We start from the raw sequence: 23,299 nt of genomic DNA on the forward strand, positions 1-23,299 counted from the left end.
CTTGGCACTGGCTTATACAAACACCCTGTTGAGTTCTCAAAGAACAAACACACACCGCGACTTGGATCTCCTTCTAGGAGCTCCCCGCCGTGGGGCACTTGTTTTACTTTACCTGACCGCTTCGTCCCCGTCAAACCGGTGTTTCCCGGTTTGTAGGGCTAACGACAGGTTTGTCCCGAAGTTACGCACAGCAAGTAGCACCGTGCTTGGCCTTGGGATTCGGCAGAACCGGCCGCTCGCGGTGATCCCGCGGCTCGCCCGGTGCCCTGCCGGTCGTCAACCTTACCCGGTCGGTTTCGCCTCGCCAAATCGGCTCCGCACCGCCCGTGGGCAGGGAGAAAGTTACGTGCGTTGAGGGGACGGCGTCAAATCGGCGCGTGTTGACCCACGTCACACAACCGAGAGTCACCAGACCACTGCGCCGCACGGTCGCGACGCCCACGAGGGGCACCGCGAGTAGTGGCAACGCCGTGCCGCATGGACGCATTCCCCAGCCTGTCAGGCGTCGACCAGCACGCCGGCGAACGTACGCTTGCCGCGCCGGAGCACCAGGAAGCGGCCGTGCAGCAGCGACTCCGCGGGCACGGTCGCCTCGGGATCGGTCACACGCTCGTTGTTGAGGTACGCACCGCCCTCGGCGATCGCCCGCCGGGCCTCGTTGAGGCTCGCCACCAGGCCCGCGTCGCGAAACAGGGTCGCGACCGCGGGCAACTCCGCCGCGCGTACCCGATGAAGTCCCGCCTCGGCCAAGGCGGCCTGGAGGGTCGCCGGCATGAGTGACTCCAGCGAACCTCGACCGAAGAGTGCCTGGCTCGCGGCGATGACGTCGTCTGCCACCTCGGCCCCGTGCACCAGGGCCGTGAGCTCCGACGCCAGCGCGCGCTGCGCGGCGCGGGCGGCCGGTCGCTCGGCGGTCTCCTTCTCCAGCTCGAGCAGCTCCTCCTGCGACCGGAAGCTGAAGTAGCGCAGGTAGCGGGCGACGTCGCGGTCGTCGGTGTTGAACCAGAACTGGTAGAACGCGTACGGGCTGGTCATCTCGGGGTCGAGCCAGACCGCGCCGCCCTCGCTCTTGCCGAACTTCGTGCCGTCGCTCTTGGTGACCAGCGGCGTGGTGAACGCGTGCACCGGCCCGGCCCCCCGGCGGCGGATGTAGTCGACGCCGGCGGTGATGTTGCCCCACTGGTCGGAGCCGCCGAACTGCATCTCGCAGCCGTGGCGCCGGTGCAGCTCGAAGTAGTCGTGCGCCTGGAGCAGCTGGTAGCTGAACTCGGTGTAGCTGATGCCGGTCTCCAGCCGCGCCCTGACCACCTCCCGCGCGAGCATCCGGTTGACCGGGAAGTGCTTGCCCACGTCGCGCAGGAACTCGACCACCGACATCGGGCCGGTCCACTCCAGGTTGTTGACGAGCGTGGCGGCGTTGTCTCCGGTGTACGTGACGAAGGGGGCGAGCTGGTCGCGGATCCGCTCGACCCACCCGGCGACCACCTCGGTCGGGTTGAGCGTGCGCTCGCTGCTCTCCTTGGGGTCGCCGATCTGACCGGTCGCGCCGCCGACCAGCAGCAACGGGCGGTGCCCGGCCAGCTGCCACCGGCGCGCGGTCAGCACCTGCAGCAGGTTTCCGACGTGCAGGCTCGCCGCGGTGGGGTCGAAGCCGACGTAGTACGTCAGCGGTCCGGCCGCCACGCGGGCGCGCAGCTCGTCGAGGTCGGTGGAGTCCTGGATGAGGCCCCGCCACTGCAGGTCGTCGATCAGATCCGTCACGGTGGGTATTGTCCCCCATCGCCCGGGCAGACCCGCCACCCGGTTTCACCTCGGCACGCGCAGGGCCTTGCGCAGGTAGTCGGCGACGCGGGCGGTCGCCTCCCGGGCCGCGTCGAGCGTGCCGGTCATGGTGAAGAAGCCGTGCGTCATGCCGTCGTACCGGGCCAGCTCGACCGGTACGCCCGCGGCGCGGAGCCGCTCGGCGTACCGCTCGCCCTCGTCGCGCAGCGGGTCGTACTCGGCGGTGATCACCAGCGCCGGCGGGAGGTCGCCCAGGTCGGCGGCGCGCAGCGGGGAGGCGAGCGGGTCGGCCCCGTCGGCGGGGTCGGCCAGGTAGTGACCCCAGTACCAGCCGACGGAGGTGCGGTTGAAGAAGCACGGGTCGGTGTTTTCGCGCATGGAGGGGGTATCCGCCCCGTACGCGACGTTTGGGTAGACGAGCACCTGGGCGGCGAGCGCCGGGCCGGCCGCGCGGGCCTGGAGCGTGACCGCGGCGGCGAGGTTGCCGCCCGCGCTGTCGCCGGCGACCGCGACGCGGGACGGGTCACCGCCGAACTCGCCCGCGTGCGAGGCGAGCCACTCGACCGCGGCGTGGCAGTCGCGGGGCGCGGCCGGGAAGGGGTGCTCGGGCGCCAGCCGGTACGCCACCGAGACGACCAGGCAGCCCGCGTCGGAGCAGAGCCGGCGGCAGATGCCGTCGCTGGTCTCGAGGTTGCCGAGGACCCAGCCGCCGCCGAAGAAGTACGCGACGACGGGCAGCGGCTCGCCGGTCGCGCCGGCCGGGCGGTAGAGGCGGGCGTCGAGGTCGCCGCCGGGGCCGGGGATGCGCAGCGGCACCACCCCGCCGACCGGATGCGCGATGCCTCGGTCGGCCTTGATGGCGGCGAGGTCGGCCGCGCGGGCCTCGGCGAGCGTCATCTCGTAGAGCGGGCGGGCGCCGGACGCGACGCGGTGGGCACGCATCAGAGCCAGGTGTGGATGCAGGGTCACTCGGCTATCCTCCTAGCCACTCTCGACGGCTCCTGGAGGCGCCGCCGATACGGTAAGAAACCGAAACCCCAATACCCGCAACGCATACTCGCATCGAGGTCTCCACACGTGCAACTCATCGACCTGCATGGCTCGCTGAGTGACCCGCTGCTCGACACGATGAACTTTCTCAACGAGGTGACCGCGCGCTTTCCCGACGCGATCTCCTTCGCGCCCGGCCGGCCGTACGACGAGGCGTTCGACCCGGGCGCGGTGGCCGGCTACCTGGACGCGTACGCGAAGTATCTGGAGCGGGACCGCGGCCTGTCGCAGCGGCAGGTGGGCGGGCTGCTGTTCCAGTATGGACGGACGAAGGGCCAGATCCACGAGCTGGTCGCGGCCACGGTCGCCAACGACGAGGGCATCGAGGCGCCACCGGAGTCCATCGTGGTGACGGTGGGCGCGCAGGAGGGCATGTTGCTCGCGCTCCGGGCGCTGTTTCGCGACGCGGCCGACGTGCTGCTGGTCGCCTCCCCCTGCTACGTCGGCATCACCGGCGCCGCCCGCCTGCTCGACATCGCGGTCGAGCCGGTGCCGGAGGGACCGTCCGGTGTGGACGCCGTGGCGGTGCGGGCGGCGGTGGAGCGTGTGCGGGCCAGCGGCCGCCGTCCCCGCGCCCTGTACGCGGTGCCCGACTTCGCCAACCCCTCGGGCACCAGCCTGCCGATCGGCGCCCGGCGGGAGCTGCTGGCGGTCGCGGCGGCCGAGGACCTGTACGTGCTGGAGGACAACCCGTACGGGCTCTTCGCCCGCACCGCCCGGCACGCCCCCACCCTCAAGCGCCTCGACGAGCAGGGGCGGGTAATCTACCTCGGGTCGTTCGCGAAGACGTGCCTTCCCGGCGCGCGGGTCGGCTACGTGATCGCCGACCAGACCGTGACGGCGCCGGACGAAAGCACCACACCGCTCGCCGACCAGCTCTCGAAGATCAAGAGCATGACCACGGTCAACACGTCGCCGCTGTCCCAGGCGGTGATCGGGGGCATGCTGGTGACGTACGGCTGCCGGTTGCGCGTGCTCAACGAGGAGCGGATCCGGCGCTACCGGGAGCGGCTCGACGCGCTGCTCGACGCGCTCGACCGCCACTTCGGCGCGGATGCCGGGGTCGGCTGGAACGTGCCGGACGGCGGCTTCTTCCTGGTGCTGAGCGTGCCGTTCGAGGCCGACGAGGAGGCGCTGACCCGCTCGGCCCGCGACCACGGTGTGCTCTGGACCCCGATGCGGTACTTCTACGCCGGCGGCGGGGGCGAGCGCCAGCTCCGCCTCTCGTGCAGCTATCTGGACATGGGCGAGATCGACGAAGGGGTGCGGCGGCTCCGGGAGTTCACCTCGGGAGGCGGCCGGGCCGGCGCGCCATCCTCCCGCGCGGCGTCAACGACCGTGAAGGACAAGTGACGGGTCCACGTCGGACAGTCGGGGGCGGCCGGAAAGCACCATCGCGTCCTCCAGCTCGGCCGCGAGGATGTCGAGCACGGCGCGCACGCCGGCCGCACCGTCGACCGCCAGCCCCCACAGCGCGGGGCGGCCGACCAGCACCGCGCTCGCGCCGAGGGCCAGCCCGCGCAGCACGTCGGTGCCGCCACGCACCCCGCCGTCGAGCAGCACCGGCCCGCGCCCGTCCACCGCGTCGACCACCTCGGCGAGCGCGTCGACGCTGGCGACCGCGCCGTCGAGCTGCCGGCCACCGTGGTTGGAGACCACCACGCCGGCCGCGCCGTGTGCCATCGCCAGGTCGGCGTCGGCGCCGGTCAGCACCCCCTTGACCAGCACCGGCAGGTCGGTCTGCCGGCACAGCCAGGCCAGGTCGGCCCAGCCCAGCGACGGGTCGAACTGCTGCCGCGAGTGGCGCTCCAGAGCCGACGCGCCGTCCACCGCCTCGTGCGCGGTCGCCATCACCGCCGCGTCCACATTGGCCGCCACGATCCCCGCCGGTACGGCGAAGCCGCGCCGCACGTCGCGCAGGCGCCGCCCGAGCCGGGGCGTGTCGACGGTGAGCACCAGCGCCCGGAAGCCGGCCGCCTCGGCCCGCCGGGCCAGCTCCCGCACGATCCCCCGGTCGCGAAACCAGTACAGCTGGAGCCACAGTGGACCGGTCGCGGCCGCGGCGATCTCCTCCAGGCTCCGGCTGGCGAAGACGCTCACGACCAGCAGCTGCCCCGCCTCCCCCGCCGCTCGCGCCGTGGCCACCTCGCCGTCCGGATGGGCCAGTTGGTGGTACGCGACCGGGGCGACCCCGATCGGCGCGCGCAGCCGGGCGCCGAGCAGCGTGGTCGAGGTGTCGTACGCGGCGACGTCGACGAGGAAGCGGGGGCGCAGCGGGAGCCGGTCGAAGGCGGCGCGGTTGGCGGCGAGCGTCTGCTCGGCGCCGCTGCCGCCGGCGATGTACTCCCAGATGCCGACCGGCAGCCGTTCGCGGGCGGCCGCCTCGTACTCCGGGACGGTCAGCAGCGCGTCCACATTGGCCTCCTAGCGCGGCTCGAGTGGTGGGGCCTAGCGTCGGTGGGCGTGGACGAGGTGCGCGTGTGGCTGGTCCGTTCGCCTCTGCCGGCGGCCGTGCTCGACCGCCTGGCCGGCGTGCTCGACGACCGCGAGCGGTCCCGGGCGGCCGCGCTCGACCCGATGGGCTGGCAGCGCTTCGTCGCCGCGCACGGGGTCGCCCGCGTGCTCGTCGCCGCGCAGGTCGGCACCGCGCCGGAGCGAGTGCGCTGGGCGTACGGGCCGCACGGCAAGCCGGAGACCGACGGGGTGCGGGTCAGCCTCTCCCACTCCGGCGAGCTGGCCGCGGTGGCGCTCACCGAGCGGCGTGCGGTCGGCGTCGACGTGCAGCGGCACAAGCCCGGCCTCGACGTGGTGGCGATGTCGGCCCGGTACTTCCCGGCCGACGAGGCGCGCCTGGTGGCGGCCGGCGCGCGGCGGGCGGCCGTCTTCGCCCGGCTGTGGGCCCGCAAGGAGGCGTGTGTGAAGGCGACCGGCGGCCGGCTCACCCCCGGGCTGACGCTGGCGGTGGCCGCGGGGCCGGTGGTGGGCGGTACGCGGCACGTGCTCGACCTGCCGGTGCCCGAGGGCTTCGCCGGCGCGGCCGCGCTCTGCGGGGCCGCGCCCTTCCGGGTCACCACCGCCTGGTGGACCCCTCCTGACTGATCACTCACGTGGCTCAGTCGCGCAGCGAGCGGCCGGTCTTGGCCAGGAAGACGTCGTCGAGGCTGGGCCGGTGCAGCTGGATCGAGTCGAGGTCGAGCCGGGCGCCGTCGAGGGCCCGCATGACCTGCGGGATCGCGGTGGCCCCGTCGTCGACGTAGAGGCGCAGGCCGGCCGCGTCGGTCTCCAGCTTGCGCACGTACGCCGCGCCGTCGAGCAGCTCGGCCGCCTTCGGGGTCGCCCCGTTGAGGCCGACCACGAGCACGTCACCGGTGATCTCCCGCTTGAGCCGCTCGGGCGACCCCTCGGTGACGATCTCGCCGTGGTCGATGATGGCGATCCGGTCGCAGAGCGCGTCGGCCTCGTCCAGGTAGTGCGTGGTGAGGAAAATCGTCATGCCGCCGTCGCGCAGCCGGCGGATCTCGTCCCACATGTGCGCGCGGCTCTGCGGATCGAGCCCGGTGGTCGGCTCGTCCAGGAAGACAAGCCGCGGCCGGTGGATGATGCCGAGCGCGATGTCGACCCGGCGCCGCTGGCCGCCCGAATAGGTGCGGCAGGGGCGGTCGGCGTAGTCGGTCAGCTGGAACGCCTCCAGCGCCTGCGCCGCCCGGTGCCGCGCCTCGGCCTTGCTGAGCCCGTGCATCCGGCCGTGCAACACCAGCTCCTCGCGCGCGGTCGAGTCGTCCCACGTGCTGCCGCCCTGCGCGACGTAGCCGACCCGCGCGCGCACCTCGCCGGGATCGGCGCGCAGGTCGACACCGGCGATGGTGGCCTCGCCCCCGTCCGGCTCGATGAGCGTGGTGAGCATCTGCAACGTGGTGGTCTTGCCCGCGCCGTTCGGCCCGAGGAAGCCGAAGATCTCGCCCTCTTTGACGCCGAGGTCGACCCCGCGCACCGCCTCCACCACCGTGGCCTTGCGGCCCCGGCCGGACCGGTATGACTTGCGCAGCCCGTGGGTAACAATCACGGTCCTGACTGTATTGGCCGGCTCTTGGGCGCGGATCGAAGACGCGTTGAGGAGGGCTGGAGGCACTGCCACCGCACCCCGCGAGGCGTTACCGTGAGACCACTATGGACACCTTGCGGGAGCTGGCCGCCGTGCTGCGCGACGTCACCGGCGAAGACGAGCGCTGGGCCGCTGCCGTCACGCCGGAGAGCCGGCTCGAAGACGACCTGCGGCTGGAGAGCGTCGAGGTCGCCGCGCTCGGCGAGGCGCTGCGGGCGCGGTGGGGCGTCGACCTCCCCGCGTACCTGGCCGGCCTCGACCTGGACGAGCTGATCGACCTGAGCGTCGGCGACCTCGCCCGGCTGGTGAGCGGATGAGCGAGCGGACCGTCAGAGTCGGCGCGTGTGGAGCCGCGTGCCCGCCCGCGGCGAAGCGAGGCCGGGCATGAGCCGCTTCCTTTTCGTGGCGCCGCCGCTGGCCGGGCATGTGCACGCCGCCGGCGCGGTCGCCCGCGCGCTCGCCGCCCGGGGGCACGAGGTGGCCTGGGCCGGCCCGGAGACCGCGCTGCGGCGGATGCTCGGCGACGAGGTGACCATCCACTCCACCGGCATGCGGCCGTACCGGGGGCAGCGCGACCGCGGCTTCCGGGCGGTGCGGTCGCTGTGGGAGGGTTTCGTGCTGCCGTACGCGCGGTTCACGCTGCCGGCCGTGGAGAAGGCAGTGGCCGCGTTCGCCCCCGACGTGGTGGCGGTCGACCAGCACGCGCTCGCCGGCGCCGTGGCCGCGCACCGGCAGGGCGTGCTGTGGGCCAGCCTCGCGCCGCAGTCGATGGAGCTGACCCGCCCGTTCCGGGCACTGCCCAAAGTGGAGGATTGGATCCGGCGCCGCATCGCGGGCGCAGGACTGTCCATCCAGGATGGTGTCGACCCGCGTTTCTCGCCACACCTGGTGCTCGCCTTCACCAGCCCCGCGCTGACCGGTACGGCCGTCTTCCCGGCCCACTGCGCGCTCGTGGGGCCGGCGCTGGACGCCCGACCGACCGCGCCCGACTTCCCGTGGGATGCCCTCGACCCGGGGCGACGCGCGGTGCTGGTGACGATGGGCACGCTCGCCGAAGACGTCGCCCGCGACTTCTACCCCCGGATGTCCGGCGCGCTGCGGGCCCTCGCCGGGCGCGTGCAGGCCATCGTCGCCGCGCCGCCGGGCGCCGTGCCCGACCCGCCGGAGGGCACCGTCATGGCGCCCCAGGTGCCGGTGCTGGAGCTGATGCCCCGGCTCGCCGCGGTGGCCTGCCACGCCGGGCTCAACACGGTCTGCGAGGCGCTCGCCCACGGCGTGCCCCTCGTGGTCGCGCCGATCAAGCACGACCAGCCGGTCACCGCCGCGCAGGTGGTGGCGGCTGGCGCGGGAGTGCGCGTGCGGTTCGGGCGCTCCGGCCCGGACGAGCTCGCGGCGGCGCTCACCGCGGTGCTCGACGAGCCGGGTTACGCGGCGGCGGCCGGGCTGGTGCGCGATTCGTTCGCCGCGGCCGGGGGTGCCCCGGCCGCGGCGTCACACCTGGAGCGGCTGGCCGCCCGCTGTTGAGGGCTGCCTCCCACACGCGCCGGCCGCCCAGGCGGGCCGCCCGCCCCGAGGACGCTGGCGGGCGGCTCGCGGCCACGGCCCCGGACGGTCAGCTTTTGACGACCGCCTGGATCGCCGCGACCAGCTGCGCCCGGCTCGGCTGCACCGCGAGGTCCAGCTCGGGCGCGCATCCCACCACCACCGCCGCGTCCGGCCTGGTGACCCGCTTCGGTGGAGCCACCAGGCGCATCTCCTCGGCCGCGGTGGCCAGCACCTCGGCACCGACACCGCAGAAGCGGTTGCCGTCGTCGAACACCACCAACCGGCCGGTGCGCTCCACCGACGCGGCCAGGCCCGCCCAGTCGAACGGGTGCAGCGAGCGCGGGTCGAACACCTCCACCGACACCTCGTCGGCGATCTCCTCGGCGACCGTGAGCGCCTCGTGCACCAGGTGGCCGACGGCGAGCACGGTCACGTCCGTACCCGGGCGGCAGACCCGCCCCACGCCCAGCGGGATCGGCGCGAGGTCGGCGTACGCCACGTCCTCGCGCAGGGTCAGCGCGGGCATCGGGCAGAAGACCACCACCGGGTCGTCGTCGCGGATCGCGGTGCGGAGGAGGCCGTACGCGTCGGTGGCGGTCGCCGGGATCACCGTCTTGACGCCGAGGTGGGCGAAGACGCCGTACGGCTGGTCGGAGTGCTGCGCGCCCCACCCCGGCCGCCATCCGGTGCCGGGCAGCAGGTAGGTCACCGGGACGCGCACCTGGCCGCCGCTCATCAGCCGGAACTTGTTGGCCTGGTTGGCGATCTGCTCCAGCACCAGCAGCAGCAGGAAGGGGATCTGGTACTCCACCACGGGTCGCTTGCCGGCCATCGCCGCGCCGGTGGCGAAGTTGGTGAAGCCCTGCTCGGACAGGGGCGTCTCGAGCAACCGGTCGGGGAAGCGGTCGGCAAGCCCGGTGGTGACGTTGTTGAGCGCGAACTTGACGTCTTCGCCGAGCACGAAGACGTCGGGGTCGCCCTCCATCTCGTCGGTGAGCGCCCGGTTGAGCGCCTTGGCGTACGACAGCTTAGGCATGCGAGACTCCCGCGCGGACCCGTACCGAAGTGGCGTAGAGGTGGTCGAAGGCGTCCGCCGGGTCGGGGCGCGGGCTCTCCAGCGCGAAGCGCACCGCCGCGTCGAGCACCTCCTCGACCTCGGCGTCGATGGCGTCGCGCGCCCGCGGCGGCACGCGCGCGGCCTGGATGGCGAGCGGGTCGCGCTCGCGCCACCGGGCCACCTCGGCCTCGTCGCGGTAGGCCAGCCGCATCCGCCGTTCGAAGGTGTGGTGCCCCTCGTACCGGTAGGTGAGAAACTCCACCAGCGACGGCCCGCCACCGCCTCGGGCCCGCTCCACCGCGGCGGACATCGCGTCGTGGACGACCTCCGGGTCCTGACCGTCCACCGTGGACCCTGGGATGCCGAACGCGGCGGCCCGCCCCACCACCGAACCGGCGATGGCGGCGCCGGCCGGGAGGGTCGTGGCGTAGCCGTTGTTCTCGCAGACGAAGACCACCGGCACGCGCCACAGGGAGGCGAGGTTGAACGACTCCAGCAGCGCCCCCTGGGTCACCGCCCCGTCGCCGAAGACGCTGACCGCGACCCGGTCGCCGTCACGGGCCAGCGCCCAGCCGAGGCCGGTGGCGATCGCCGCGCCGTGCCCGACGGTGCCGCTCGCGCCCCAGATGCCGGCGGACAGGTCGCAGGGGTGGAACGAGCCGGCCCGCCCCTGGTCGATGCCGCCGACCCTGCCGGTCAGCTCGGCGAGGAAGCGGCCGGGGTCGCTGCCCCGGGCCAGGAAGTGTCCGTGGCCGCGGTGGTTGCTCAGCAGCGCGTCGTCGGGGCGCAGCGCGGCGCACACGCCGGCCGCGACCCCCTCCTGGCCGATGCAGGGATGGATGCCGCTGCCGATGTCGCCGGAGCGGACCAGGTCGACGCACCGCTCCTCGAAGCGACGGATCAGCCGGATCGTGCGATACAGGGCCTCCGCAGCCACACGCTGTGCTTTCCACGCTCCGTCGCTCGGCGCTCGTCCGCCATCGGGGCCAAGGCCCGTAGCCTCGCGACTCCCGCGCCCTACCTCCCACGCTCCGTCGCTCGGCGCTCGTCCACCATCGTGGCCAAGGCCCGTAGCCTCGCGACTCCCGCGCCCTACCTCCCACGCTCCGTCGCTCGGCGCTCGTCCGCCATCGTGGCCAAGGCCCGTAGCCTCGCGACTCCCGCTCACCATCTCTCCTATCCGGCCTTGATGGCGGCCAGGATGCCGTCCCAGAAGGCGTACCGGGCGGCGAGCGCGTGGTTGACCGTCTCGGCCGCCTCGTGCCACTTCGCCTCGTCTTCGCCGCACAGGTCGGTGACCATCCGCATGGCCATCGGCGTGTGCTCCTCGCCGTCGACCTCGATGTGCCGCTCCAGGTAGTCGACGAAGGTGTCCAGCCGCGCGCCGCGCTCCTTGACCGCCACCACCTGCGTGAACATGTCCGGGATCAGGTCTTCGCGGCCGAACGCGAACGCGGCCGCCTGGCAGTGCACCGGCGCGTCGTCGACGAAGCCCCACGTCGCCCGTACGAAGTCGGCCGCCGGGGCCGGCACGCGGGCGCGGTCCAGGGCCGCCTTCACGTGTACGCCGGAGCGGACCAGGTCGATGAACGTGCCCACCACCGACGTGTCCGCGCCGGACTCCGCCATGCCCTCGACGTACAGCTCGAAGTGGCTGATGAACCCGCCACGCAGCTCGTCGCTCTCCTCGACCAGCACGATGTCGTTGATGAGCCGGCGGCTGCCGGGCGGACCGGTGGGGACCCACGGCACGCGTACGCAGGTGAGGCTGCGCTGGAGCGACTTGAGCAGCGACATGAAGTCCCACACCGCGAAGACGTGGTGCTCCATGAACGTGACGATCGCCGCCCGCGTGTCGAGGTTGGCGTAGAGCGGATGGGTGACGACCCGGTTGCGGGCCTCGTCGACCGCCTCCTCCAGCCGCGTGATGCCGGGGTGCGTCTGACCCCAGTCGTACCGGGACATGCTGACCTCCCTAACGGTGTGACTGCCAGAGCACAGGGCAGAAATCGGGGTCGCTGTAGTCGGGCGTGCCCTCCGGGGTCCGGCGCACGAAGTGGTCGTGGTTGTAGCGCACCGGCGTGCCGTCGGAGAGCCCGTACTCGCGGTAGCGGTTCTCCCCGTCCTGAAGGTGGAGCGAGATGGCGCGGCGCGGGCGGCCGGAGCGGTTGGCGCCGCTGCCGTGGTACGTGCGGCAGTGGTGGAAGCTCATGTGCCCCTTCGGGATCACCATCGGCACCGGGCGCATCTCGGCGCCGTTGTGCCGGGCGTTGTCGCGTACGAGCTGGTCGAGTTCCGCCGGGTCGCGGTGGGCGAAGTGCCGCGTGGTGCTGTCGCCGCCGCCGATCTCCGTCCACCGGTGGCTGCCGTCGACCATCGTGATGGTGCCCATCTCCTCGTCGCAGTCGTGAAACGGGATGAAGGCGGTGAGCATCCGGTCGGAGGTGCAGGTCTGCCAGTAGTGCAGGTCGAAGTGCCAGGGCACCAGGTTGGTGGGCTCCTCCGGGCGCGGCGGCTTGTAGATGAGCGTGGACTGGAAGAGGCGGATCTCGGCGGCCCGGGCCAGCCGGGCGGCGACCGCGCCGATGACCGGCTTGCGGAGGATGGTGCCGATGGTGTCGCTCTCGTAGTGGATGTAGTCGTTGTGCCGCTGCACCGGGCCGTGTGACGGCTCCCAGTAGGCCAGTGTGGACGGTCGCTTGCCGAGCCGCCGCGTGCGCGCGCCGGCGTAGAACGCGTCGCTCGCCGCGGCCAGCACGTCGACCTCGGCGTCGGTGAGCAGCTTCTTGGACAGGTACCAGCCGTGCTCCTCGTACGACCGTACGTCGGCCTCGGACGGCAGCAGGTCCTCCTCCACGGGGATCGTGGCAGTCATGTTCAGTCGGTCCTCTCCGGACGGTCAGGCCCGCGCGTCGGCGGCGGCCCGTGCCCGTTCCTTGGCCTCGTAAAGGGCCTTGATGTTGTTGCTCCCGAAGGTGAGCGCCCCGTGCCGCTCGATCAGCTCGAAGAAGAACGTGCGCCGCTCCACCGCGGACTCGGTGAAGATCTGGAACATCTCGCCCCAGTGGTCGCGGTCGACCAGGATGTTGCCGGCGCGCAGCGCGGCGACGGAGAGGCTGACCTCGCCGAGCCGCCGCTCGATGGCGTCGTAGTAGCTGTCCGGCGTGCGGAGGAAGCGCACGCCCCGGGCGCCGAGCGTGGCGACCGCGCCGGCGATGTCGCGCGTGCTCAGCGCGAGGTGCTGCACGCCGGCGCCGGCGTTGGCGCGCAGGAAGTCGTCGAGCTGCCCCGGGCTCAGCGCCGGGTCGGGCGCCACGATGGTGAACGTGACCTCGCCCGTGGCGTTCTGCACCACCTTGGAGTCCATCGCCTGGTCGCCGACCTCGACCCGCTCCTCGAAGATCTCCTTGAACCCGAAGACCTCGGCGTAGAAGCGGACCGTCTCCTCCAGCGTGCCGCCGGGCACGCAGAGGGCGGCGTGGTCGATCACCTCCAGCAGGTCGGCACCGGACTCCGGCGCCGCCAGCGGCTCGACGCCGCCGGGCAGGAACGCGTCGCCGCGCCGCTCGACCAGCCGGTGGGCCAGCGCGCCCGGGCCGGCGACCTCGGCGGTCACGACCTGCTCGCCGCCGCCGCCCCACACGCGCGGCGCGGCGAGCGGGTCGGCGCCCCGGGCCACGGCCTCGGCGTACGCGCCGGCCGCGTCGGTGACCCGCAGGGCGATCCGGGCCAGGCCGTCGCCGTGCCGGCGCACGTGGGCGGCGACCGGATGCTCCGGGTCGGTGGCGGAGGTGACCAGCAGCCGGATGCCGCCCTGGCCGAGCAGCAGCGAACGCTGGCCGGGCAGCCCGGCGCCGCTCGCACCGAGCCGGCCGAAGCCGTACGCCGCGCATAGCTGGCCGGCCGTCCGCTCCGCGTCGGCGCTGTAGAACTCGACGTGGTCGACCGTCGTCACATCCATCAAGGACCTCCGGGGTGGGCGAGCGCGAGGCTGACGTTGTGCCCGCCGAACGCGAACGAGTTGGAGAGCGCGACGCCGGTGGCCGCGTCACGGGGTGCCTTCCGGACGTGGTCGAGGTCGCACTCGGGATCGGGGTCGTCGAGGTTGTGCGTCGGGGGGAGCACACCGCGGCGCAGCGCGAGGGCGGTCGCCGCGGCCTCCACCGCGCCGGCGGCGGCGAGCAGGTGGCCGGTGACCCCCTTGACCGAGCTGACCGCCGGTGTGTGCGGGCCGAAGACCGCCCGGATGGCGAGCGCCTCGGCGGCGTCGCCGAGCTTGGTGCCGGTGCCGTGCGCGTTGACGTAGCCGACGTCGTCCGGTGCCAGGCCCGCGTCGGCCAGAGCCAGCCGCATCGCGGCCTCGGCTCCGGTGCCGTCGGCGCGCGGGGCGGTCGGATGGTGGGCGTCGGTGGCCACGCCCCAGCCGGCGACCTCGGCGTACGGAGGGCGGCCGCGGGCGGCGGCGTGCCCGGCCCGCTCCACGACCAGCACGCCCGCGCCCTCGCCGAGCACGAAGCCGTTGCGCCGCCGGTCGAAGGGGCGGCTCGCCTCGGCCGGGTCGGCCCAGCCGCCGGCCAGCGCCCGCGAGTTGCGAAACGTCGTGGCCGCCGTGGGCAGCAGCGGCGCCTCGGCACCACCGCAGACCACCACGTCGGCCAGGCCGTCGCGGACCAGCCGCAGCGCCTCGGCGACCGCGTACGCCCCGGAGGCGCAGGCGGTGGAGATGGTCGAGCTGTAGCCGCGTACGCCGTGCCGGATGGCGATCCGGGCGGTGGCCATGTTGGGCAGCATCCCGGCGAGCAGGTACGGGCTCACCGCCGTGCGGCCGGTCTCGTGCCGGGCCAGCGCCTCCGCCTCGAACATGCCGAGCCCGCCGAAGGCGTTGGCCAGCACGACGGCCGTACGGGCCGGGTCGGCGTCGCGCCCGACCTCGATGCCGGCGTCGGCCAGGGCGGCGTCGGCGGCGGCCATGGCGAGCACCACGAACCGGTCGACCCGGCGCGCCTCGGCGGGCGGGAGCACGGTCACCGGGTCGACGTCGGGCGCGATGCCGGCCGCGTCGAGGATCCCGGCGAGCGGGTGGGCGTCCACCGGGCGGCGCAGCCCGGACCGGCCCGCGCACACCGCGTCGAAGAACCCGGCGGCGTCCGCGCCGAGCGGGGTGAGCAGCCCGATCCCGGTGACCACCGCTCGGTGCCGGGCGCGGGAGCTCACGGTGCCACCTGGTTCGTTCGCTCGTGCGGCGCCGAAGGCGACGTCTTCCCTCGCGGCCCCGAAACCCCGACTTCGTCGGCGGGACCGCTCAGTCCAGACGCCGCCGCGCCAACTCGCTCACTCACGGTGCCACCTGGTTCGTTCGCTCGTGCGGCGCCGAAGGCGACGTCTTCCCTCGCCGCCCCGAAACCCCGACTTCGTCGGCGGGACCGCTCAGTCCAGACGCCGCCGCGCCAACTCGCTCACTCACGGTGCCGCACCGTCCAATGTGGCCGCGCGGGCCGCGACGTCGGCGGCGAACTCGCCGAGCGTCATGATGGCCAGGCGTTCCATGTCCTCCTCGCCGAACTTCACGCCGTACGCGTCCTCGACGCGCAGCGCCAGTTCGGCGACCGCGAGCGAGTCGAGGTCGACGCCGGCCGGACCGAAGACCGTTTCCCGGTCGGCTCCATCGACGTCGAAGTTCATCTGGCGCAGCGCCTCGACAGTGAACGCGACAACATCGGCAGACATCGGCGGCGCTCCTTTCACACAGAGGGTGATGGCGGTACGGGTACGGCCGGCCGCAGCGGCGGGGCGGCCGGCCGGGCCGCCTCGCGCAGGGCCGGGACACTGCGGACGAGCTTTCCGGTGGCGGTGCGGGGCAGCCTCGGCACGAGCGTGAGCCGGCGCGGCCGCTTGTAGCCGGCCAGCCGCTCGGCCAGCGCCTCCTTGAGCGCGGGCAGCCCGCCGGCGCCGCGCTCGTGCACCACGAACGCCTCGATCGCGCCATCCCACGCGACCACCACCTCGACCACGCCGGGCAGCTCGGCCAGCGCCTGCTCCACCTCGGTCAGGTCGACCTTGAGCCCGCCGACCGAGACCTGGGAGTCGAGCCGCCCGCGCACGGTCAGCAGCCCGCTGTCCGGGTCGACCTCGCCGGCGTCGCGCGTGTGCAGCCAGCCGCCGACCCAGCGGGTCGGGTCGCTGAGCCCCACGTACGGGCTGTCCTGCGCGGCCAGCAGCAGCTCACCGCCCTCGGCGCGCACCGCCATGCCGGGCGCGGGCGCCAGCGCCGGCCGGTGCCGCCCGAACAGGTCGGTCGCGATCACGCCGGCCTCGGTCATCCCGTACATGTTTCCGAGGGGGACGGACCAGCGGCCGGCGAACGCCTCCCGCACCGCGGGGCGGACCAGCTCGCCGCCGACCGTCATCCGCTTGAGCTGGGGCAGGTGGCGGGCGCGGTCGGCGGCGGCGAGGAAGTCGATGTGGAACGGCACGCCGAGCACGGTGGCCGGCTCGGGGCCGGAGTCGATCGCGTCCAGGACCGCGTCGGTGGACAGGAACCGCGGCACGGTGATCCGCGTGCCGGTGTGCAGGCCGTAGAGCAGGCCGCCGACCAGGCCGAGCACGTGCACCATCGAGGCCAGCAGCACGATCCGCTCGCCCGGCGCGGGCACGCCGTCGATCAGCCGGTAGCGCTCGACCTCGGCGACCAGGCTGCTGGCCGTGCGACCGATCACCTTGGACGGTCCGGTGGAGCCGGAGCTGAGCTGGAGCAGCGCGTGCGGCGTCCGCGCCGGGCGGCCCGGGTGCGGCGCCACCACCGGCGCACCGTCCGACGTGGACACCACCAGCTGCGGGGCGACCCGGGCCAGCGCCGCGTCGACCTCGTGCCGGGTGAGGCGGTGGTCGAGGAGCGCCACCTGCGCGCCCAGGGTCCAGGCGGCGAGCAGACTCTCCACGTACTCGATGCCAGGTGGCAGGTGGAGCGCGACGCTGCTCCCCGCGCGCAGGCCCGCCGTGCGGAGGTCGGTGGCCCTTGCCGCGACGCGGCGGCGGAGCGCGCGGCGGGTGAGCGGCTCGCCGAGCCGGAGGCACTCCTCCTCGTCGCGCCCGGCGAGCAGATAGTCGCCCACCCATTCGGTGTCGAATGGGTCGACCGCGATGCCGGCCGGCGCGCCAGGAAACACAATTGCCCCCAAGGAATGGAATCAGCCGCGATTTACCGAGCTTCTTTCGCGGCGACCGGGGCGAACCGTAACAGCGCCTTTCCACACGGTCAACCATGCCGAAAGGCCGCCCGGCGGCGACTCTTCGCGGTCGCCTGCCTAAGCGGCCTCCCAGCACAATCACCCAAGCTGCGAAAACCTGGCCGACATCGTCGGCGGCCTGCTAACTGTTCGTATCAGTGATCCATTCCCGAGGCGACCACTACACAACCGCGAGAGGGGGTCTTCCCGATTTCTAGCGTTTGTCGACGTGGCCGCGAGACGGCGTTTGACGGGTCGACACCACTCACCGGACGGTGATCTGGTCGAGCAGTTGGGCGAGCCCGTCGGTGCGAGGCGCGACGTCGAGTGCGGGGTCGTCGCTGAGGATGGCCTGCTGTAGCAGGTGCAGCCGCTTCGACGGCTCCAGCCCAAGCTCCTCGGTCATGGTGGTGCGCAGTTGCTGGAAGACGCGCAGTGCCTCCTGCCGCCGGCCGCTGCGGTGCAGCGCGACCATGAACTGGGCGTGCAGGTTTTCGTGCAGGCGGTGCTCCGCCATCATCCCGGCCAGGTCGGAGAGCACCTCCTGGTGGCGGCCCAGCCGAAGGCGCGCCTCGATCCCCTGCTCGACGGTGGTGAGCCGGGACTCTTCGAGCCGCTTGACCTGCGGTTGCAGGAGTGGCCCGGCGCGCACGTCGGTGAGTGCCGGACCGCGCCACAGCGCCTGGGCCTGGGTCAGCCGCTCGGCCGCGAGTGCGTTCTGGCCGGCGGCGAGCGCCTGGCGGCCCTCGCTGGAGAGCCGCTCGTAGCGCGCCAGGTCGAAGTCGTCGGAGATGCTGCGGAAGAGGTATCCGCCGGGGGTCGTGAAGAGGACGCTCTTGGCGACCTCGGACGCGGGCATCGCCAGGGCGGCGCTGAACAGCTTGCGCAGGTGCAGCACGTACGTCTGGAGAGTGGTCAGGGCGCTGGCCGGGGGCTCGTGACCCCACAGCTCCTGGATCAGGGCGGTAACCGGCACGGTCTGGTTGGCCTGCAACAGAAGCAGCGCCAGCACGGAGCGCGGCTTCGGTGCGGTAGGAGTGGCAGAAGAGTCACCACAAGTGAGCATCAATGGTCCTAGGACCCGTATTTCCAGATCCCTTCCCATCACATAAGACATTGACGTGGACCTCCGGGAGAAACATGCACGCGCTTGGGGTGGTCAGCAATCTACCCGAGCGCGGGCCTGTTTCTGCCAGAGCAGCGACCCCTCCATCCCGGAGAGTGGGCGGTATTGTTTGCTGATCGAGGGACTTGTGCCTAACCCGGCAGTGACGGGCATCGATCGCGAATACCAGAGCGCCGTAGATATCCGGATTTAGCCTTCGATCACCAGTGATGAAGGTCTATGGGCTGTCATCGACGGGCGCCGAAATATGGGACGTCTCCAGAAGAAACGGCCCAGGGGCGGGGATGACGCCCGGCGTCACGACGTGGCGGCGCCCGCGAGGTGGCGCTGGCGCATCAGGAACTTGCGCACCTTGCCGGTCGGGCCGACCACGACATCCTCGTCCGGCACCGCCACGACCCGGCGCAGCGTGGCCGCGACCGCCGGGCCGAGCGCCTCGCGCACCGGGCCGGAGCGGTCCGCGTCCGGGTCGGCACCGGCGTCCAGCATCAGCAGCACGTCGGTCACGACCCGCCCGTCCTCGCGCCCGGCCACGATCGTGCAGTCGCGCACGCCGGGGCAGCGCACCAGGATCCGCTCCTCGCAGAGCGCGGTGTAGAGCCACTGCCCGCCGCCGAGGTCGACCGCGTCGACGGCCCGGTCGACGTGGTAGTAGTAGCCCTCCGCGTCCCGGTACATCAGGTCACCGGTCAGGTAGTAGCCGCCGAAGCGCGTGCGGTAGGTGGTGACCGAGTCGTTCCAGTAGCCGGGCGCGAGCGTGGGCGACTTCAACCCCACGTGCCCGACCGCGCCCACCGGCACCTCCGTGCCGGTCTCCAGGTCGAGCAGGACCACTTCGGCGAACGGGTAAGGCCGCCCGACACAGCGGCCGTAGCGCTCGCTGTCGAAGGTGTGCGTGATGTGGAACGCCGAGTGCCCCATCTCGGTCGAGCCGATGCCGTCGATGAACCGCGAGCCGGGCACGGTGAGCGGGCCGTCCGGCGTGAACCGCTGGTGGCTGCCGACCGCGACCAGCCGCCGGATGTGCGCCTCGTGCGCGGAGTCGCCGGTGTTGAACCACACCTTCACCGAGTCGAGGTCGCGGGCGGCCAGGTCGTGGCGGGCCAGCTCGGCCCAGGTCACCGCGAAGCCGAACACGCCGGTCGGGCGCCACCGCTCGATCGCGTCGAGCACCGCCGCGCCGCTGGTCGCGAACTCGCCACCCTGGGCGGACAGGTACAGCAGCTCGTACCGGTTGCAGAGCGCCTGGTTGACCGTGATGATGCCGGCGGCGTGCGCGGCCGGCAGCACCGAGAGCTCGCGTACGGCGCCGCTGGGGCGCGGCTCGACCAGGCGTACGCGGCGGATCGCGGCGAAGAGGCTGGCGTGCGAGTGCACGACCGCCGCCGGTACCCGCGTGGTGCCGGAGGAGTGCGTGATCGCCACCGGGTCGTCGGCGTGGTGGCGGTAGTACGGCGGCGCCTGGGCCGGGTCGCCGGCGCCGGTGTCGGCGGCGTCGATGGTGCTGTGGCCGGCCAGCGCGGGCCGGTGCGCCTCGTCCACGATGACGTGTTCGGCCCGCAGGCGGCCCACGAATCCGGCCGCGATGTCACCGGGCATGTTGCCGTTCATCAGCGCGGGGATCGCGCCGATGCGGGCCAGCGCGAAGAAGTTGAGGAACACGTCGGCGGCCGAGGTGACGTGGACGGCCACCGGGTCACGTGGGCGGACCCCGTGCGCGTGCAGCCAGGCGGCCCGGGCGGCGACCCGCTGCTCCAGCGCGCCGAGGGTCAGCGGCTCGTACGCCGGCCGCCCGTCGACCGGCGTGTCGAACGTGATGCCCGGCCCGTCGGGGTCGGCACCGTGCTCGCGCAGCTTGGGCAGGACGTTGGCCGCGCCCAGCTCCGGGTCGGCGACGAGGGCGGCGCGGATGTTCTTCATTTGGTCCCCTTTGGACGGCGGCGTCCGCGGGGCGGCGCCGGGCTCAGCGGGCTCAACGGATGGTGCGGGCTCGGCGAAATCGCGGCGGCTCGGCGGGAAGGCGGCGGATCAGCGGGAAGGGGCGGGAGGGGCGGGCTCAGCGGATGGTGCGGGTGAACAGCCTGGTCGACCAGGCGATGGTGATCGCCGCCAGCACCGTGACGCCGGCCAGCCCCTGCCAGATCGAGGTGTCGCCGATCCGCCCCTCGAAGAGGGCGCGCATGCCGTTGGTGACCCAGTAGAACGGGTTCCAGCCGGCGATCGCCTGGATCCACGCGGGCGCCAGCGCCACCGGCAGCAGCACGCCGGCGAGGAGCGCGACCGGCTGCGCCACGGTGTTCATCACCGGGCCCAGCGCGCCCTCCTTGCGCACCAGGAGCGTCACCGCGTACGAGACCGAGGTGGTCATCAGCGCGATCACGCACAGCAGCAGGTAGGCCAGCAGCAGGTCGAGCACGCCGACGGAGAGCCCGAACGGCACCGCTATGGCCGTGATGATCAGCGCCTGCACCAGCAGCGAGGCGACGTCGCGCAGGGCCCGGCCCAGCAGCAGCGCGGACCGGCTCACCGGCGTCACGCGGGCCCGCTCGATGACGCCGGCACGCAGCTCGGCAAGCAGCCCGAAACCGGTGAACAGACCGCCGTACAGGCACATCACGACGAGCAGGCCGGGCACGTAGACCCGGTAGGCGTCGCCGTAGCTGTCGGCGCCCATCGAGGCCAGCGCCGGCTTGAGCATCGGCGCGAAGAGCACCAGGTAGGTGACCGGCTGGGCGAGCCCGAAGAAGAGCCAGGTCCGGCTGCGCAACATCAGGGTCATCTGCTGCTGGAAGACCAGCCACGTGTCGCGGGCGAGTTTCACGGATGGGACGGTATGGCCTTTCCTTCGGCCGCAACAAGCGCCTTGAGCGGGAGTCAAGCCCGCCTCCGCGCTCGACTCGACCGGGAGTCAAGGCGCGTCTACTTAGACTCCTGTCGATGATGACGCATCGGGTTCCGGTCCGGTTCGAGGGCAGCGGCAGCGGTGTCGAGGAGCTGTCGTGGGGCCAGCGCGAGCTGTGGGAGGCGATGCGTCGCCAGTCCACCTGGATGCCCATGGGATACGCGCTTCCGGTGGCCCCAGGCACCACAGTGGACGACGCGGTGGCCCAGCTGCGCTTCATGATGGGGCGCTACCAGTCGATGCGCACTCGCGTGCGGCGCGACCCCGACGGCCGCGACCGCCAGGTGGTCACCTCCTCCGGGCAGACATGGCTGGAGGTGGTCGACGCCGGCGATGCCGACGACCCGGGCGAGGTGGCGGAAGCGGTGCGGCAGCGGTTCTGCGCCGCCGACCACGACTTCGCCCGCGACTGGCCGGTGCGGATGGCCGTCGTCCGCCATCACGGTGTCCCGACCCACCAGGTGGTCGTCCTCAGCCACCTGGTGACCGACGGCTTCGGCGCGCTCGTCATCCTGCGCGAGATCGAAGACCGCGACCTCGTCGCCGGCCGCCGGCCCGCGCCGCCGGTCACCGCGCTGGACCCGATGGGACAGGCCCGTTGGCAGGGGTCGCCGGCCGGGCAGCGCGAGCTCGCCGCCGTGCTGCGCCGGTGGGAGGCACTGCTGCGCCGGATCCCCGCCCGCCGCTTCCCCCGCTCCACCGACCCGCGCGAGCCGCGGCACTGGCAGGTCGGGCTCGACTCCCCCGCCACGCTCCTGGCCGTCCGCGCGATCCGGGCACGCACCACAGTGGACACCTCCACGATCCTGCTCGCGCTCTTCGTGGTCTCGGCCGAGCGGGGCGAGGAGATCGACCTGTCCTGCTTCTTCAACGACCGCCGGCTGGTGACCCGCGACCTCACCGAGGCCCCGCCCGACGACCCGGCCGAGATCGAGGCGGCGCTGGAACGCGGCCGGCTGCGCTGGAACGCGCAGGACAACCCGATCGAGCGGCTGTTCGCCACGATCAACGACGAGGCCGACACGCTCGACTACGAACTCTTCGCCGACTCCCACCACATCGCCCCCGCCGACCTGGAGGCGTGCATCCGCGGGATGGAGGCGCTGGCGGTGGAGGCGGCGATCGACCCGACCGCACGGGTCTTCCGGAAGGTGGCGGCATGGCGCGGATAACGGTGCCCTTCAAGGCCGATCCCCCCGACGGCGAGGCGATCGCCGACCTCGCCTGGGGCCAGCGCGAGATCTGGACCGCGATGGTGCGGCAGGAGTCGTGGCTGCCCATCGGATACGCCCGCGCGGTCCCGCCGGGCACCACGGTGGAGGATCTGGCGGAGCAGGTGAGCTTCCTCATGAGCCGCTACCCCACGCTGCGCACCACATTGCGGCACGAGCCGGACGGGCGCACCCGCCAGGTCGTCGCCGCCACCGGCGAGATCGACGTCGACGTCGTCGACGCGGCCGACGGCGAAGACCCGGCACAGGTCGCCGACCAGGTGCGGCAACGCTACTGGGACGGCGAATACGACCTGATCCACGGCTGGCCGGCCTGGATCGCGATCGTCCGCCACCGGGGCGCCCCGACCCACCTGGTCGTCGTCATGTCCCACCTGGTGCTCGACGCGTTCGGCGGGATCGTGATGCTGGAGGAGATCGCCGCCTTCACCGCCGGCACACCGCTCCCGCCCACCGCCATGCCCCCCGTGGAGCAGGTGCGCTGGCAGTCCTCCCCGGCCGGCGCCCGGCAGAACGCGGCGGCGCTGCGCCACTGGGAGAAGATGCTCGGCACGGTCCCGTTCCGGCGCTTCCCGCACCGCCACGAGCCGCGCAGCCCGCGCCACTGGGAGGGGCAGTTTCGCTCGCCCGCCGCACACCTCGCACTGCGCGCCCTCGCCGAACGCACCAAAGTGGACGCCTCGCCGCTGCTGCTCGCCACGTTCGCCATCTCGATGGCCCGGATCACCGGCATCAACCCGGTCGTGGTCCAGGTCGTCGTCAACAACCGCTTCCGGCCCGGCCTCGCCCGCTCGATGAGCCCGCTCAGCCAGACCGGCATCTGCGCGCTCGACCTCGCCGGCCGCACCATCGACGACGCCGTACGGCTCACCGCCCGGCAGGCGATCGCGGCGTACAAGCACGCCTACTACCAGCCGTCCGATGTAGACGACCTCGTGGCGCGGCTCGCCGCCGAGCGGGGCGAGGAGCTCGACCTCGCCTGCTTCTTCAACGACCGCCGCATCGAGGCGCGCGGCCGCGAAGCCGGGCCACCGCCCACACCGGAGCAGCTGCGCGCCGCCCTGCCGCGCAGCACGTTCACCTGGACCCGGCGGCGCGACACCTCCTTCGAGCGGCTGTTCGTACACATCGAGGACGTGCCGGACACGATGGCCGTCACCATCGCCGGCGACACGCACCACATCTCCCCAGAGGAGATGGAGGCATGCGTCCGCGGGATGGAGGCGGTCGCGGTGCGGGCCGCCCTCGACCCGGCCGCGACGACAGAGGTGTAGGCG

At 73.0% G+C, this 23,299-nt stretch carries 21 protein-coding genes; 6 read left to right on the forward strand and 15 right to left on the reverse strand.

Annotated elements, in window-relative coordinates:
* Positions 1–498: 498 nt before the first annotated feature.
* Together tyrS and lipP1 are read right to left on the reverse strand one after the other, a co-directional pair.
* A complete protein-coding gene (gene tyrS / locus ACFFIA_RS24245) occupies positions 499–1,761 on the reverse strand; it encodes a tyrosine--tRNA ligase (protein WP_377254068.1) in 1,263 nt (420 codons plus the stop codon).
* A 45-nt stretch (positions 1,762–1,806) separates the two neighbouring features.
* The gene (lipP1, locus tag ACFFIA_RS24250) at positions 1,807–2,724 is read right to left on the reverse strand and encodes a LipP1 family hormone-sensitive lipase (RefSeq protein ID WP_377254120.1); all 918 of its coding nucleotides are present in this window, start codon (positions 2,722–2,724) and stop codon (positions 1,807–1,809) included.
* A gap of 186 nt (positions 2,725–2,910) precedes the next feature.
* Here lipP1 and ACFFIA_RS24255 point away from each other — a divergent pair, with 186 nt between their 5' ends.
* Positions 2,911–4,185 carry an aminotransferase-like domain-containing protein gene (locus ACFFIA_RS24255; RefSeq protein WP_377254122.1) on the forward strand — a complete coding sequence of 425 codons (1,275 nt, stop codon included), beginning with the start codon at positions 2,911–2,913 and terminating at the stop codon, positions 4,183–4,185.
* Here the strand turns inward: ACFFIA_RS24255 and ACFFIA_RS24260 are convergent.
* Positions 4,162–5,247, reverse strand: a complete 1,086-nt coding sequence (locus ACFFIA_RS24260; protein ID WP_377254070.1) for an alpha-hydroxy acid oxidase — start codon at positions 5,245–5,247, stop codon at positions 4,162–4,164. The two genes, ACFFIA_RS24255 and ACFFIA_RS24260, sit on opposite strands and share 24 nt — an antisense overlap.
* Before the next feature lie 48 nt (positions 5,248–5,295).
* Between ACFFIA_RS24260 and ACFFIA_RS24265 the strand changes: the two genes are divergently transcribed.
* On the forward strand, positions 5,296–5,931 hold the full coding sequence (locus tag ACFFIA_RS24265; protein ID WP_377254072.1) for a 4'-phosphopantetheinyl transferase family protein: 636 nt from the start codon (positions 5,296–5,298) through the stop codon (positions 5,929–5,931).
* Positions 5,932–5,944: 13 nt separating this feature from the next.
* Here the strand turns inward: ACFFIA_RS24265 and ACFFIA_RS24270 are convergent, their stop codons facing one another.
* A complete protein-coding gene (locus ACFFIA_RS24270; RefSeq protein ID WP_377254074.1) occupies positions 5,945–6,895 on the reverse strand; it encodes an ATP-binding cassette domain-containing protein in 951 nt (316 codons plus the stop codon).
* A gap of 104 nt (positions 6,896–6,999) precedes the next feature.
* Here ACFFIA_RS24270 and ACFFIA_RS24275 point away from each other — a divergent pair, with 104 nt between their 5' ends.
* Positions 7,000–7,251 carry an acyl carrier protein gene (locus ACFFIA_RS24275; protein WP_377254076.1) on the forward strand — a complete coding sequence of 84 codons (252 nt, stop codon included), beginning with the start codon at positions 7,000–7,002 and terminating at the stop codon, positions 7,249–7,251.
* Between the two features lie 67 nt (positions 7,252–7,318).
* The gene (locus tag ACFFIA_RS24280) at positions 7,319–8,458 is read left to right on the forward strand and encodes a glycosyltransferase (protein WP_377254078.1); all 1,140 of its coding nucleotides are present in this window, start codon (positions 7,319–7,321) and stop codon (positions 8,456–8,458) included.
* An 88-nt stretch (positions 8,459–8,546) separates the two neighbouring features.
* Here the strand turns inward: ACFFIA_RS24280 and ACFFIA_RS24285 are convergent, their stop codons facing one another.
* From ACFFIA_RS24285 to ACFFIA_RS24335, 11 genes are all read right to left on the reverse strand, one after another.
* Positions 8,547–9,515 (reverse strand): alpha-ketoacid dehydrogenase subunit beta, encoded by a 969-nt coding sequence (locus ACFFIA_RS24285; protein WP_377254080.1) that lies wholly within the window; start codon positions 9,513–9,515, stop codon positions 8,547–8,549.
* Positions 9,508–10,473, reverse strand: a complete 966-nt coding sequence (locus ACFFIA_RS24290) for a thiamine pyrophosphate-dependent dehydrogenase E1 component subunit alpha (protein ID WP_377254082.1) — start codon at positions 10,471–10,473, stop codon at positions 9,508–9,510. The genes ACFFIA_RS24285 and ACFFIA_RS24290 overlap by 8 nt, the downstream gene beginning before the upstream one ends.
* 239 nt (positions 10,474–10,712) lie before the next feature.
* Positions 10,713–11,501: a DUF3050 domain-containing protein gene (locus ACFFIA_RS24295; protein ID WP_377254084.1), complete on the reverse strand. Its 789-nt coding sequence runs from the start codon at positions 11,499–11,501 to the stop codon at positions 10,713–10,715.
* A 10-nt stretch (positions 11,502–11,511) separates the two neighbouring features.
* A complete protein-coding gene (locus tag ACFFIA_RS24300) occupies positions 11,512–12,411 on the reverse strand; it encodes a phytanoyl-CoA dioxygenase family protein (protein ID WP_377254086.1) in 900 nt (299 codons plus the stop codon).
* Between the two features lie 24 nt (positions 12,412–12,435).
* Positions 12,436–13,497: a 4-hydroxyphenylpyruvate dioxygenase gene (gene hppD, locus ACFFIA_RS24305; RefSeq protein WP_377254088.1), complete on the reverse strand. Its 1,062-nt coding sequence runs from the start codon at positions 13,495–13,497 to the stop codon at positions 12,436–12,438.
* Positions 13,497–14,750, reverse strand: a complete 1,254-nt coding sequence (locus ACFFIA_RS24310; protein WP_377254090.1) for a beta-ketoacyl-[acyl-carrier-protein] synthase family protein — start codon at positions 14,748–14,750, stop codon at positions 13,497–13,499. Before ACFFIA_RS24310 ends, hppD begins: the two co-directional genes overlap by 1 nt.
* Before the next feature lie 246 nt (positions 14,751–14,996).
* Positions 14,997–15,263 (reverse strand): phosphopantetheine-binding protein, encoded by a 267-nt coding sequence (locus ACFFIA_RS24315; RefSeq protein WP_377254092.1) that lies wholly within the window; start codon positions 15,261–15,263, stop codon positions 14,997–14,999.
* Positions 15,264–15,277: 14 nt separating this feature from the next.
* Positions 15,278–16,702 (reverse strand): class I adenylate-forming enzyme family protein, encoded by a 1,425-nt coding sequence (locus ACFFIA_RS24320; RefSeq protein ID WP_377254094.1) that lies wholly within the window; start codon positions 16,700–16,702, stop codon positions 15,278–15,280.
* Between the two features lie 325 nt (positions 16,703–17,027).
* Complete coding sequence (locus tag ACFFIA_RS24325) at positions 17,028–17,879, reverse strand: AfsR/SARP family transcriptional regulator (RefSeq protein ID WP_377254096.1); 852 nt, start codon at positions 17,877–17,879, stop codon at positions 17,028–17,030.
* Between the two features lie 306 nt (positions 17,880–18,185).
* Complete coding sequence (locus tag ACFFIA_RS24330) at positions 18,186–19,808, reverse strand: class I adenylate-forming enzyme family protein (RefSeq protein ID WP_377254098.1); 1,623 nt, start codon at positions 19,806–19,808, stop codon at positions 18,186–18,188.
* Positions 19,809–19,944: 136 nt separating this feature from the next.
* Positions 19,945–20,709, reverse strand: coding sequence for an ABC transporter permease (locus ACFFIA_RS24335; RefSeq protein ID WP_377254100.1), 765 nt, complete (start codon positions 20,707–20,709; stop codon positions 19,945–19,947).
* 116 nt (positions 20,710–20,825) lie between these two features.
* Between ACFFIA_RS24335 and ACFFIA_RS24340 the strand changes: the two genes are divergently transcribed.
* The gene (locus ACFFIA_RS24340; protein ID WP_377254102.1) at positions 20,826–21,962 is read left to right on the forward strand and encodes a condensation domain-containing protein; all 1,137 of its coding nucleotides are present in this window, start codon (positions 20,826–20,828) and stop codon (positions 21,960–21,962) included.
* Positions 21,950–23,296: a condensation domain-containing protein gene (locus ACFFIA_RS24345; protein ID WP_377254104.1), complete on the forward strand. Its 1,347-nt coding sequence runs from the start codon at positions 21,950–21,952 to the stop codon at positions 23,294–23,296. The genes ACFFIA_RS24340 and ACFFIA_RS24345 overlap by 13 nt, the downstream gene beginning before the upstream one ends.
* The last annotated feature ends 3 nt before the right edge of the window (positions 23,297–23,299 follow it).

The sequence above is a fragment of the Phytohabitans kaempferiae genome (assembly GCF_042433955.1).
GTDB lineage: Bacteria > Actinomycetota > Actinomycetes > Mycobacteriales > Micromonosporaceae > Phytohabitans > Phytohabitans kaempferiae.